Origin of the sequence: Neobacillus sp. PS2-9 (genome assembly GCF_030915525.1) — a bacterium.
Classification (GTDB): domain Bacteria; phylum Bacillota; class Bacilli; order Bacillales; family Cytobacillaceae; genus Neobacillus.
On sequence record NZ_CP133269.1, the window covers coordinates 583,121 to 595,771 of the forward strand.

At 35.8% G+C, this 12,651-nt stretch carries 18 protein-coding genes; 13 read left to right on the forward strand and 5 right to left on the reverse strand.

Annotated elements, in window-relative coordinates; genetic code table 11:
• Positions 1-32: 32 nt before the first annotated feature.
• Positions 33-335 carry a hypothetical protein gene (locus tag RCG25_RS02985; RefSeq protein WP_308082197.1) on the forward strand — a complete coding sequence of 101 codons (303 nt, stop codon included), beginning with the start codon at positions 33-35 and terminating at the stop codon, positions 333-335.
• Between the two features lie 179 nt (positions 336-514).
• Here the strand turns inward: RCG25_RS02985 and RCG25_RS02990 are convergent, their stop codons facing one another.
• Positions 515-688 (reverse strand): hypothetical protein, encoded by a 174-nt coding sequence (locus RCG25_RS02990; RefSeq protein WP_374121031.1) that lies wholly within the window; start codon positions 686-688, stop codon positions 515-517.
• 377 nt (positions 689-1,065) lie between these two features.
• Here RCG25_RS02990 and RCG25_RS02995 point away from each other — a divergent pair, with 377 nt between their 5' ends.
• Together RCG25_RS02995 and RCG25_RS03000 are read left to right on the forward strand one after the other, a co-directional pair.
• Positions 1,066-2,019, forward strand: coding sequence for a Gfo/Idh/MocA family protein (locus tag RCG25_RS02995; protein WP_308082199.1), 954 nt, complete (start codon positions 1,066-1,068; stop codon positions 2,017-2,019).
• Positions 2,020-2,130: 111 nt separating this feature from the next.
• A complete protein-coding gene (locus tag RCG25_RS03000) occupies positions 2,131-2,400 on the forward strand; it encodes a hypothetical protein (RefSeq protein ID WP_308082200.1) in 270 nt (89 codons plus the stop codon).
• A gap of 385 nt (positions 2,401-2,785) precedes the next feature.
• On the opposite strand, the gene RCG25_RS03005 is transcribed toward RCG25_RS03000, so the two are convergent.
• Complete coding sequence (locus RCG25_RS03005) at positions 2,786-3,100, reverse strand: hypothetical protein (protein ID WP_308082201.1); 315 nt, start codon at positions 3,098-3,100, stop codon at positions 2,786-2,788.
• Positions 3,101-3,291: 191 nt separating this feature from the next.
• Here RCG25_RS03005 and RCG25_RS03010 point away from each other — a divergent pair, with 191 nt between their 5' ends.
• Positions 3,292-3,417, forward strand: coding sequence for a hypothetical protein (locus RCG25_RS03010; protein WP_308082202.1), 126 nt, complete (start codon positions 3,292-3,294; stop codon positions 3,415-3,417).
• Positions 3,418-3,571: 154 nt separating this feature from the next.
• On the opposite strand, the gene RCG25_RS03015 is transcribed toward RCG25_RS03010, so the two are convergent.
• Together RCG25_RS03015 and RCG25_RS03020 are read right to left on the reverse strand one after the other, a co-directional pair.
• Positions 3,572-3,961, reverse strand: a complete 390-nt coding sequence (locus tag RCG25_RS03015) for a DUF1398 family protein (RefSeq protein WP_308082203.1) — start codon at positions 3,959-3,961, stop codon at positions 3,572-3,574.
• Positions 3,962-4,204: 243 nt separating this feature from the next.
• Positions 4,205-5,152, reverse strand: coding sequence for a DUF3231 family protein (locus RCG25_RS03020; RefSeq protein WP_308082204.1), 948 nt, complete (start codon positions 5,150-5,152; stop codon positions 4,205-4,207).
• Positions 5,153-5,181: 29 nt separating this feature from the next.
• Between RCG25_RS03020 and RCG25_RS03025 the strand changes: the two genes are divergently transcribed.
• The 9 genes from RCG25_RS03025 (at position 5,182) to RCG25_RS03065 (ending at position 11,879) form a co-directional block, all read left to right on the forward strand.
• Positions 5,182-5,436, forward strand: coding sequence for a hypothetical protein (locus tag RCG25_RS03025; protein WP_308082205.1), 255 nt, complete (start codon positions 5,182-5,184; stop codon positions 5,434-5,436).
• A 153-nt stretch (positions 5,437-5,589) separates the two neighbouring features.
• Positions 5,590-5,988, forward strand: a complete 399-nt coding sequence (locus RCG25_RS03030) for a cytidine deaminase (protein ID WP_308082206.1) — start codon at positions 5,590-5,592, stop codon at positions 5,986-5,988.
• A 252-nt stretch (positions 5,989-6,240) separates the two neighbouring features.
• Positions 6,241-6,498, forward strand: a complete 258-nt coding sequence (locus RCG25_RS03035; RefSeq protein ID WP_308082207.1) for a hypothetical protein — start codon at positions 6,241-6,243, stop codon at positions 6,496-6,498.
• 519 nt (positions 6,499-7,017) lie between these two features.
• The gene (locus RCG25_RS03040; RefSeq protein ID WP_308082209.1) at positions 7,018-8,220 is read left to right on the forward strand and encodes a macrolide family glycosyltransferase; all 1,203 of its coding nucleotides are present in this window, start codon (positions 7,018-7,020) and stop codon (positions 8,218-8,220) included.
• A gap of 88 nt (positions 8,221-8,308) precedes the next feature.
• The gene (locus RCG25_RS03045; protein WP_308082210.1) at positions 8,309-9,364 is read left to right on the forward strand and encodes a DUF3231 family protein; all 1,056 of its coding nucleotides are present in this window, start codon (positions 8,309-8,311) and stop codon (positions 9,362-9,364) included.
• A gap of 221 nt (positions 9,365-9,585) precedes the next feature.
• A complete protein-coding gene (locus RCG25_RS03050; RefSeq protein ID WP_308082211.1) occupies positions 9,586-9,933 on the forward strand; it encodes a VOC family protein in 348 nt (115 codons plus the stop codon).
• A 157-nt stretch (positions 9,934-10,090) separates the two neighbouring features.
• Positions 10,091-10,369, forward strand: coding sequence for a hypothetical protein (locus RCG25_RS03055; protein WP_308082212.1), 279 nt, complete (start codon positions 10,091-10,093; stop codon positions 10,367-10,369).
• A 126-nt stretch (positions 10,370-10,495) separates the two neighbouring features.
• A complete protein-coding gene (locus RCG25_RS03060; protein ID WP_308082213.1) occupies positions 10,496-10,849 on the forward strand; it encodes a hypothetical protein in 354 nt (117 codons plus the stop codon).
• A gap of 703 nt (positions 10,850-11,552) precedes the next feature.
• The gene (locus RCG25_RS03065) at positions 11,553-11,879 is read left to right on the forward strand and encodes a hypothetical protein (protein ID WP_308082214.1); all 327 of its coding nucleotides are present in this window, start codon (positions 11,553-11,555) and stop codon (positions 11,877-11,879) included.
• Positions 11,880-12,115: 236 nt separating this feature from the next.
• Here the strand turns inward: RCG25_RS03065 and RCG25_RS03070 are convergent, their stop codons facing one another.
• A complete protein-coding gene (locus RCG25_RS03070; RefSeq protein WP_308082215.1) occupies positions 12,116-12,559 on the reverse strand; it encodes a GNAT family N-acetyltransferase in 444 nt (147 codons plus the stop codon).
• Between the last annotated feature and the right edge of the window lie 92 nt (positions 12,560-12,651).

Here is a 12,651-nt window from a genome sequence, read left to right on the forward strand (position 1 = left end):
ATATATTTATTAAGGTAATGGGAGGGGTCTATATGCTGAGATGTGCTTGGTGTATGAAAATCATAAAGAATAACCGGCCAGTATTTGGTTTAAGTGTTAAGTTCGCAGAGGGAATCGATTATACTGAAAGTGAAGGGAAAATCATTCAAATAGGTCTAAGCATTCGAAACACTACTGTTCCTATGATTGTCACAGCGAAAGGATCAGAAGCCAAATTACAAGGAACTGATGGTATATTTTCAATATGTAGTGAAAAATGCGGAATGAAAATGAAGGAAACCTTAACAAAAGAATTGGCTACTTTTAAAGAATTTCACGATATTGCTCTTCAATAAAAATAATTTCTGTGTAGTTTAGGCGTTTCTATTATAAAGGGACGCTTTTTTTATTTAGGAGTGGTTGGAAAATATGTTGCTTTTAGAAGAGCTTCCGAAGTTACCGTCCTGCTCTTTTTCTCCGGTAAGCTTGTAGAAAAATAAAAACGCCAAATACTGGCGTCTTATGTTTTGCGGTCCTATCGATTATCGTTGTCTGTTAAGTTGTCAACTGCGTTTGCAGTTGCGTCAACAGCATTCATTGCAGCATTTTCCGTGGCTTCTAGTCCTTTATGGATCGAATGAAACACGGCTCCTGCTCCACTTTTAATGTTTTCTGAAACATTTTTGTTATTTTTTTCTTGTTTAGACAATTTGTTCACCTCCTAAATGTCCATATGTTATGTAAAAAACAATAAGATATTCTGAGTATCGTCGTAGACACCCATCCTTTTTAAAAGGCACTGTTAAACTTGCCTGTTGATTTCCGCTCCAGGCACGAGCGGTTCGTGGGTGTTTCGGCGAGCCTCCTCGGCGCTTACGCCTGCGGGGTCTCCCCTGAACCATATTCCCACAGGAGTCTTCGTGCCTTTCGCTCCAATCAACAGGGTGTAAAAATCAACACTGTTCTTTAACAAAGCCTTTTAAAAAAAACTCGAAAATAATTAACGGACTTTTCGATTTTTATCAGTCCATTGATATGTGAGAATGTGATTAAACAAAGTTCCGAAGAATGTGAGGGGAAGTAGAAATGCAAAAAGATATTCGAGTAGGAGTCATAGGTGTAGGCGGAGTAGGGGAAATTCTTTTAAGGGAGTTTTTACATCATCCGAGAACTGATGTGATCGGTATTTATGATACAACCCCATCCAGATTGAATGAAATAAGTGAGAAATATAATGTTCCTATGTTTGAGCATTATATTGATCTTATTGAAGATGAAAGAATCAATTTTGTCTATATCGCCGTTCCGCCTAAGTATCACCACTCCATAGCCATGGAGGTAATCAAAAGAAATAAACATGTTATTTGTGAGAAACCATTGGCCAATTCCTTGGATGAAGCTGAGGAGCTTTTTTCATTAGCGAAAGAGAGAAATATTATTCATGTGATGAATTTTCCAACCATCTACAGACAATGCTTCTCCACATTAAGAGAATATCTATCCAATGGGTATATTGGGGATGTGCAAAGGGTCGAAATTCAATGTTATTTTCCAGAATGGCCAAGACCGTGGCAACAGAATAACTGGATCAGTTCAAGGGAGCAAGGTGGATTTATACGGGAAGTGTTCCCTCACTATATCCAAATGGTTCAAATGTTGTTTGGTGAGATGGACATTCAATACTCATCGGTAACATTCCCGGAGGATACGGAAAAATGCGAGACGAGTTTCATAGCTCATGGACAGATTAATGGTCAAATACCTGTCTTATTTAATGGAATAGCTGGAATCGGTCAAAAGGAAGAGATCGCCTTTACCATAATGGGGGATAAGGGTGTGATGGCTCTTGAAAACTGGCGTTCATTATCTATAAAAACTAGTACATCATCACCTGAAACCATTCAATTATCGGAAGGTAATCATCTAAAAATCTTTATTGATGAGATAGTTAAAAAGCTAAATAATGAAGACGCCTCTATTGTCTCCTTTCGTGAAGGGGCGGAGGTACAAAGAATCCTTGAAAACCTGTTAGTGAGATGAACTAGAGGGGACTGTCCCCTCTTAGAATGGGAATATAAGGACATTAGTCGATATTTGATAGATATTGGAGGAAATGAGTAGTATAATCATATAAAAGGGAGGTGAGAACGAATGGAGCAGAAGCAACTTGATCGGATGGAAAACATGCTTTCAAATCTCATTAAAATTGTAGGTACCTTGAACAGTGACTTTCAAGGGATGAAGGTAGAAATGCAAGATATGAAGGTAGAAATGCAAGGCATGAAGGTAGAAATGCAAGGTATGAAAGAAGAAATACAAGATGTAAAGGAAGAGTTGCAAGACGTAAAAAAAGATATAGAAAAAGTGAAAAATGAACAGGCGGTAACTAACAGTATTCTTACCGATATGCGAGCTGACTAAGATCATATTTGGGAAAAGGCAGCTAAAAATGAAAGAGAATTAGCTAAACTTAAAAGACATTTACATCTTTAATGAAATAACAAACTACTTTGTTAATCCACGTGTTATCCTTCATCATAATGCTGTACAGACATCTGTATTATACTGAAATGGCATTCCAATATACTCTCAAGGTATTTTTCTCTTAAAGATAAATCTTCTTCAGGATGATATATTTCTATTTTTTATGAATACAGTGATATGGCAACCTCCAGCAATTTTAATCAAACGTTTGAATAATATAGCACATAGGGAATGGTGGCGAGTTTTGGATTAAAGCGTTCATCCGAAAATAATGGATAGCCAAGTGACAGTAATAGTAGCCTATCAGACAGTAATATGAAACTTAACCCTCTTTACCGTTTTCTATATAGATGGTGTTTTGTAATCCGGTTTGGTTTTGAAGGTATTTAAATACATTTTTTGCTAAGCGTCTAATACTCACGCTCAGACTTATGTTGTCAAACACTCGTGCATAGCAGCGGATTACCAACGTATTATTTTCTCTTAGCAGATGATAATAGACGGTTTCTTTCTCTACTTTCGAAAAACAGTGGATAAATAGATATTCATCTGTTGGTTCTATTCCTTTTATCAAAAATTCTTTTTGAACTATTCGCTTTATTTCCATGATTTGTCTCTCTGATAAATCTATTCTCATATCAAATTCACCCTCTTATTTATGATCGTATTCCATCCATGTTCATTATACGAAAGTCCAAGTTTGCCTGTCACAAAATAAATCACCCTCTATATTAATGGGGAAAAATTGAAAAGGTATTTCTAATAAATTCGTAGAATTTTAAATAGAAGATGCTTAAGAGAATTAATAAAAAAGGAGATGTGGCAAGAATGGTGGAAGTATTAGCGGCTTTAGGAAACTTTTTTAGTTCCATTGCTCTTGCTATGATGGGGGAAATAGGAATAACAGGGCTGAGTAATAGTCAGTCCTGTTTTAATGGGGATTTTATTTACTAAATAACGGGGGAGAAAGTTCTCTTTAGATGGACAAAAGTTAAAATGCATATGAAAACGAAGACCTATTCGCATAAGTGAATAGGTCATTTTTTTTGAAATATCTACTTTTGTACAGGTATGATCTTTTTTCCATTTATAATGGTTATGACATGTATTATCCTTTGACTTTAAGCAGTTCTTCAATTTCTTCTTCTCCGATACCAATATAAGTAACCTTTTTCTCAGTTATGTACACACGATAGGTTACTATTCCAGCCTTAGCAATCTCTTTTAAAAAGTCTAAAAATGGGAGAGAGATGTCAGCAATTGCCTCAAGCACCTTACTTCTATTAAATTTATCTGAGATAACCAAGCTTACTTGGGGATCAGTTTTAAACTCCGAATGGACTCCTTTATATGTAGCACGACCCGTAGCAACATCTATTTCGTATTCATTTATGCCGCTTTGGGACAATTCATCTAAGAATTGAGGGAAGCTTATCTCGCCGGTACTTCTTCTACGGATTATCTCTTGAAACTCACTTTCTGTTAATTTGTCATTCATACATATGCCTCCATTTAGAGTTAATTCTTAAATATCCCATCATCATTATTCTAACCTCGGAGGTACTTCGAATTCTTGTGAAAATGGGACATTAATCGTTGGGACCAACCGCCGCAATTTCTTGCTTAATTAAGCACACGTTCGTTTAAGTAAAAGGTAGTCACAATCTGCAATTTTGGTGTAAAACAAAATTAAGAGCGACCTGCCAATGCAAATCGCTGTTTTCGTCCTTATCACTGAATATTACACCTTTCTATTTCTTAATGCTTCCCTGTCAACATTTTGTGGTGGTTGTTCCATCCATCTGTTTTCAATCATCAATTTAATGCCATCATTTGCATATTGGAGTATTTCAGTCACTAATCTTGTGTAATGGCCTCCTAAATCCTTTCTAAGGCTTGCCCCAATCGCTGCCCCATAACCAGCTACACTGATGGCGGTGAGACTACTGGTTTGGAACATCATTAACTTATCTGAAAATGGGGCATCAATGGATTGTGAAATCGTCGAATCCCAAGTGCTTGGCATCGGTACCCCATCTTCAACTAAAATTTGTCTAAACACAGTTTCATGCTTTGATGCTATCTCGGTCCCTCTCTCCATGAATTTTCTGACTTCAGGTGATTTAGCCGTTTGGGAAAAGCCAGCTACAAAAGTTCTGCCAATGGAGTTTGTTTCTGTATTTTTCGAAATATGGGCAAGTTCAATGGCAGTCAAAGGTCGGTGCTTACCCATTAAACCTGATAAAAAAGATTCACTTTGAAGGTATTCCGCTTTTTCCATCGGAGCGATGGTAGGCGAACGAACAAAAGCACCCTTCTTGAGTAGCAGATCACAAGCATCGTTGTAAAGTTTCATGAACATTTCGGATATTTTTGAAAAAAGTTCTCTTATATCGTTACGTGCCAATACTTCGAGTAAAGCTGCAGCTGCGGCTGTTCCAGCAGCTGCCATGTATTTTATGTATCTCAAGGCAAACAAGTCGGAATATAATCGACCCGCCTTTATATTTACATCTTCTTGTGTAAATCCAATAGGTATTGCATGATGTTCTTTTTCAAAGATTTGTTTGACTTCATTTACAACATATAAACAATTAGTTAAAGCGGTCTGAATAATGTCTGTAGCATTTGCATCTTCATTTACACTTCCAAAATGTTGAATTATGCAATAAACCATTGAATTCTGCATATAAGCACTCCACAATGCGGCAACCTCTGATGAAACAAGTTTCGGGTTATGCTCCATTTTTACTCAATACTCCTTTATTTTTTCATAGTATGTACAAAAATGATTGGAATATTAATTCTTATCTCTTAACGGATAGCAAAAAGTATCGAACGGTACCGAAATGGGTATATTTTAAAAATTGTCCACAAATTAGAGAACATGTTAGAAACTATCCTTCTATGGGAGTTCTTTTATTTTGCCAATCGGGAAATGTTGTCATTCCTTTTTTGAATGGCGGTATATAATTTATTCGTATTTTAACTGTTTTTGAGCACCATCCACTTATATTGATATTGACAAACAATTTGCAATAATATTATATTAAAAGTCCTGCCAACGAAATGTTGGCGTTAAGGGGACTGTGAAAAGTTCATTCTTGTTTGAGAGGGATGGATGATATGAACAAAGAACAATTAATGGAAAGTGCACGTAAGATGAAAACAGCTGCCTATGTACCGTATTCCAAGTTTCCTGTGGGTGTAGCATTGTTACTAAAAGATGGTACAGTTATTAATGGCGTAAACGTAGAGAATGTTTCATTAGGTGCAACTAATTGTGCTGAGAGAACAGCTATTTTCACTGCAATAACAAATGGTTATAAAAAGGGAGATTTCCTAGCTATAGCTGTTGCTGGTGATACGGTAGATTTTCTCCCACCATGTAGTATTTGTAGACAAGTTTTAGCAGAATTCTGTTTACCTGATATGCCAGTCTATTTAACCAATGAAAAGAAAGATATATTAGAATTGACCTTAAAGGAATTATTACCTTATGCATTCACTGATCTTGAGATGTAATATAGTATCAATAAAACAAAGTCTTTGATCTTTTGGCTCAGAGACTTTGTTTTTTATATGGGATAAATTTTGTTACAAATTGAATTGACCGCGGTACGACTCCTTGAAAATCCTTATGTTATTTATTTGGGGACAGTCCCCCGCTGCTTTAAAGCGCCGGAGGACTGTCCCCATTATAAGGATATTAGTCGAGATTTGATAGATATTGGAGAAAATGAGTAGTATAATTATATAAAATGGAGGTGTGAAATCATGGAGCAGAAGCAACTTGATCGAATGGAGGACATGCTTACAAATCTCATCAAAATTGTAGGTACCTTGAGCAATGATTTTCAAGTGATGAAGCAAGAACTACAAGACGTTAAAAAAGATGTAGGAGAAGTGAAAAAAGAACAGGTAGTAACAAATCGTATCCTTACCGATATGCGAGCTGACCAGGATCATATCTGGGAAAAGGCAGCTAAAAATGAAAGAGAATTAGCTAAACTGAAAAGACATTTACAACTTTAAGGAAATCATTTGCTACTTTGTTAATCCGCATGATTTACTTCTTCATTCTAATGCTGAACAGTCGGCCGAATTGAGCCGAATAGGCATACCAACATATTGAAATCTCTCTTTTTAAAAACAAATCTTCGACATTTTTTCTAATACGTAAACGGCAAGAAATCTTTATTTACTCTAGTTCAGCCCGATACTAACCAAACGTTTGATTAGTATCGAATAATGGAAAATGACAACGAAAAAAGTCATTTCCCGAGAAATCTCACTTATTTTGGAGAATTTTCGAGGGATATCTGCTAGTTCCTGCGACAAACTTCTGCGCATAGTTCTGTGGGAAATACAGAAATTAAGCAGTTCCTAGCGTTTTTAATCAAACGTTTGAGTAGTATAGCACATAGGGATTTGTAGCGAATATTGGCTTTTTGGGCGTCAAAGGAACGGCCATCTAGTTCGAAAATTGGTAAAACCTTTACGGTCCTTCAATAACAAAGGATCTCTTTTTTATTTACCGAAGGAGTGGAAAAAATGGCACGTGTTTTATTTATTAATGCCGGATCGGAAGGACATATCAATCCAACTATTGGAGTTGTGCAAGAGCTTATTTCGCGCGGCGAAGAGGTGGTGTACTTTACAATTGAAGCCTTCCGAGAGCGACTGGAGAAGACGGGAGCTACTGTACGAACCTTGGACGGTCAAAAATTTATAAAAGCCTTTATCTCAGGTGGAAGAAATTATTTAGTTGAAAGAATTAACGGTCTATTACTAACGGCAGATATTGTCATACCTAGCGTACTTGAACAGATTGAGGGAGAAAAGTTTGATTACATCATCCATGATTCCATGTTTGGTTGTGGACATTTACTTGCCCAAATCCTTAAGCTGCCGGCCATCAATTCTTGTACTTCTTTTGCACAGACACAGGAATCATTCGATAACATGTTGGAACAGCTTTCTAAAAATATTCCTCCAGAAGTGGCTAAACAAATAAACGATGAATATCAAAGATTGACCACAATTGTGAAGGAAAAATATAATATCGAGATCCATTCACCTTACGAAGTTTTTTGTAATCCTGCGCCACTTACCATCGTTTATACAACTAGGGAGTTTCAACCTACTGGTGAAGCATTCGACCAAACTTTCAAATTTATAGGTCCATCCATAGCTTCACGCGGGATTCAAGAAAACTTTGACCTTACACCCATCAAGAGAAAAAGCGTAATTTACATCTCATTGGGTACTGTCTTTAACCAAGCGATTGATTTTTATAAGCTTTGTTTTGAAGCGTTTGGAAATTGCGATCACACGGTGGTCATGTCGATCGGGAACCAATCCTCACTAAATGAATTAGGAGAGATTCCCCTAAACTTCATTGTAAAAAATTATGTTCCACAAACGGAAGTGCTAAAATACGCTAAATTATTTATCACACATGGTGGAATGAATAGTACCAATGAGGGTCTTTACTACGGGGTTCCGCTCATTGTTCTCCCACAAAGTGCGGATCAGCCGATTATTGCCGGACAAGTTGCCAATATCGGAGCCGGTATAAAATTAAATATGCAAGGCTTGACTGCAAATCAGCTACGTGAAGCCGCAGATTATGTGTTAAACGTCCCATCTTTCCATAAAGCTGTTTCAAATATAAAGGAATCCATGCAAAAAGCGGGTGGATATCACCGGGCTGTTGATGAGATTTTTGAATTTAAACGTCAGTTTGATATATAAATATTAACTACCATTATATGGCGGCGTTTGAATTTAATTTTTTTACAATGGTTATCCTAAGCGAAAGTGCGGGAAAAGGAGATTAGGTATGACCACCGATAAAAATTTAAATCCAATGAATGTGATGAAACCACTAAATATAAATCCAAAAATATTAGATGAGACCCAACCATTAACGGCTTTTGAAATGGGTAAACTTTGGGCTACCTATATGGGGAACAGTATGTCTATACAACTCTTAAGTTATTTTCTTCAGCATTGCGAGGAGGAAAATATTAAGATGCTATTGGAAAATGGTTTAGCTTTATCAAAGGATTTCACGCAGAGGATAGAAGGATTTTTTAAAAATGAAAATTTTCCTATCCCCATTGGATTTACTAAAGAGGATGTCAATCTTGGTGCCCCCCGCTTATACGAGGATGAATTTTACGTTCACTATTTAAAATATGCTGCTAAGGCAGGTATGAGTCTTTACGCAGTAGCCGTTCCATTGGTCATGCGGGAGGACATAAGGGAGTATTTTATTTATTGTAATCAATGTACTATGGTCTTTTTAGGACAAATTAATGATGTTTTAATGGAAAAAAAGTACATTGCTGCACCTCCAATCATACCAACACCAGATGGAATTGAAAAAGTTGATAAACAAAGTTACTTAAATGGTTTTTTTGGAGATGTCCGACCATTACAGGCATTAGAACTCATACATCTTTGGGATAACATTGAGAATAACGTAACAAGTATGGCATTATTATTGGGATTTCATCAGACAGTTCAAGATCAAAAGATAAAGGCTTTATTTAAACGAGGGTTAGACATGACTGATAAAGCGGTGAAGCAGTATAAAGAAAAACTGCATTTAGAACACCTTCAATCACCTGCTTTCCTAGACCATTTGGTTACAACATCTACATATTCACCTTTTTCCGATAAAATAATGTTGTTCCATAAAGTGGACATGTTCGCCATGAAGATAAGGTCATTTGGAAACTCTCTGGCGGTAACGGCAAGAAGAGATATAAATTTCTTGTATGGAAGAACGCTTAAGAACATTGGCTTATTTGTTGACGACGGCATGAATATCTTAATTGATAAAGGCTGGGTGGAATCCCCGCCAATAGCGTTTGACAGGGACTTAAGATAGATTGAATTATTATTTGGAACAGTTTGGTTTTCCCGTTGTTTTATGTAATCCCGGGAGTGTAATATACAGAGATGATATTGTGAAGTAACTTGCTTAAACTATCTGGTGCGTTGATCCGAGGAGGATTACGCACCTTTTTGTTGAAGTTATTAAACGAACGAAACAGTATTGTTGAAAAAGGAAATAGCTAAAAATTTGATGACAGACAGGAGTTAGATAAGATGATAAAAGGTTTCGGAGGAGTATTTTGGAGAACTAAGAATCTTGAAGTAATAAAAAAATGGTACAGTGAAGTGTTGAAAATTGAAATTAATAATTGGAATATGACTATTATTAAACCCCATTCAGGAAATGAAACTATTTTTTCTTTCTTTGCTGAAGATGACAGTTATTTTCCAACAGAACAGCAAGTGATGTTAAATTTCCAAGTATATGATCTAAACGAGACTATTAAGCATCTTGAACAAATTGGTGTACCTCTTGCAAAGAAAAAAGAGATTAGTGAATTTGGAAAGTTTATTTGGATTGAAGATCCTGAAGGTCGACTGGTCGAGCTTTGGGAGAAATAAACGGGTTGTAATTTTTCATATTTTGTTGAAAAGGGTGCGATTCTTCAGTAAGAAGGGTCGTTCTTTTTTTATTCAAGTAATGGGAGTTAGTTGAAGAAAGGCAACTCCTTATCTGTAAATATGTGGTAAAATAAAGGTGATTAGGGAGGGAATTAAAATGAAACGAATGCCTTTTGAAAGACCAACAGATTATTCTGATGAACGATTGATCAAAATCGATGAGCAAATATGTTCTTTGTTTGAGTTATTTTTAGGAGAACAATATGATTGCCGACAGGACCGAGCAGGAGGATCATCAAGACATTTTACATACAACTTCATCGTCTCTCCACCGTTACCTGACGATATTTCAAAGGCGGAATTAGTTTTTAGGGAATATAGCGACCCCTTTAGGGAGAAACCAACAGGTCTTGAAATCGTTATGAATATAGAATAACGGGCAAAGAACTTATGATCCGAAAGTAAATTAGCCGGATCTTTTTCCTGTTCAACTAATGGGTTAAGTTGCTTGGAGAAAGAAAATATTTACGTTTTATATGATATTGGATGGGGTGATTGAAACGTGCTAAAGGCCACAAACTTGAAAAAAGAAGTTTTTTACATTTTAGTTTTACTTATCATTTGTTTTGCATATGCATACCAAAAGCCAATATTGACAACTGGGAAAGCCACTGATTATGCAGCTCTGTGTTTGCAGTCCCCACCAAAAAGATTAGGAATAAAAACCGTGGATATTAATTGGAATGACATTACACCGGAGAAATTTTCCATTGATAAAAAGAGTGGTTTTTTTAATCAAATCACGAATCAACGTGAGTTGAGTGTAACGCTGAAAACTAATAATGGTGAAGAACTAACCGTTAGGATTGATGCGTATAATGGAAGGTGCCTTGAAGTGACTGGCCCATTAAATTAACAGGATGTCCTGCGGCGTATAGAACATTGGGGCTAGGGCAGACCCAAAGTAATTTAATCGTACTAGTTTACTATAGAAATATAAAAAAAAATGCACCATAACCAATAATAAACGTCACTATTATCGAGCAAACAAACCTTATTGTATCGTTATTACTCTTTATGAAATGTCTTCGGATAACTAAGCTGTAGAGGATTACAAAAAAAAGTATACCGAAAAAAGGTAAGTATGATATCCATGTTAATGAAATGCTAGAGGTAATATAATCAATGTAAAAATAAGTACCTACAAGGGTAAAAATAACTGCCAGTGAGGACAGGCCTAAGGATATTAACCATTTTTTCAAAATTACACCACCATCCTTTATTTGATTATATAAAAATATCCAAATTATTACATAAAAGAAACAAAATGTACATTTTTTTTTCTGATCAAACTTCATATTTTACCAAAATTATATAATTTTAAAAAAATGTACAATAAAGGGAAATATCGATGCTTCAATAAACAGGGGGCTTTAAAAATTGAAGTAACTGGATGCAAGAGGTTAAGATTGGAGCTGTCATATTGGCAGCTTTTCTTGTTCTACTTATGGAGGGTAGTTGAAGAAAATTCAAAAAGTACCCAGAATTTCTTTGTATAAATGATATAATTTATTTGAAAGAAAAAGTAATATTTGGAAGTGGAAAGGAGATAAAGTTTGATGATTAAGAGGAAATTTTTAGTCCTTTTATTTTTAATAGCAAACCTTTTAGTTTTACTTTCACCATTTGTCAGCAAAAGTTCCGTAAGCAATTATGATGATCTTAAAAATGCTGTATTTGGTTTTCCATTCCCTTTTGTTAATCAAGACCTATCCAGTTATGACCCACCATTCCCTTATGTTATGTCTATTTCTTCTCCCTGGGAAAATCCTATGTCCATAAATCTGTTATCTCTAATTGCCTCTTTGCTTGTTGTAAATGTGCCAATTTATTTTATTTACTATTTATTTGGTTTACTTAGGAAGTACTATAGAAGGAATTATTAAAACTTCAAAAACAAAAAGAAATAATGCAAGAAAGACTCCAAGATGCAAGGACCCTCTTTGGGTCTTTTTCCTTAATTAATCAGAAAGTATAAAAATGACTTCGAGAATTGTCCAGCTCCAGCGCCTAGCCCCTCGGGTCAAATAGTCTTCGGCAAAAAAAATCAAAGAGCGACTTTGCTTTCCGAAGAACATTTGCCTGTCGGGGCCGACCAAGGTGCTTAAGCTTTTCTTATGAATTAAAGTCTTTTAAAATAAACATAGCTAACTTTGTCATATTCCATCTTATTTTCATAAAAGCGATGGGCTTCAATTCGTTGCAAACCTGATGAGAGCGAGACAATATCATAGCCATTTTCCTTTGACCACTTATGTACATAGTCTAGGAGGGCTTCGCCATATCCTTTTGAACGACAATCTGAATCTGTAACTAAATCACAAACCCAGATGAACCTTCCGTTGTACAAGGTGATCATAGGCATAAATCCGGTCACTGCTACCAATTTTTCATTATCATATAAAGCAGCCATTTTATAATCGTTCTTTTGTATAGCTTCTTGGACCAATTGAAGGAATTGCTCTTCATCTAAGCGGGTCCTCAATTGTTTCATCACTGGATAGGCTTCTTTCCATTCCTTCTCGTTTTTCAAATCCTTTATTAAAATTTCTGTTTGATTTAGCATTTTTGTTCATCTCCTTATAAGGTTCTTACCTATTATTAAATCAAAATCTGGTATAATCTAAAGTACCAGTTAGAAGAATTTTAATGGTTCCA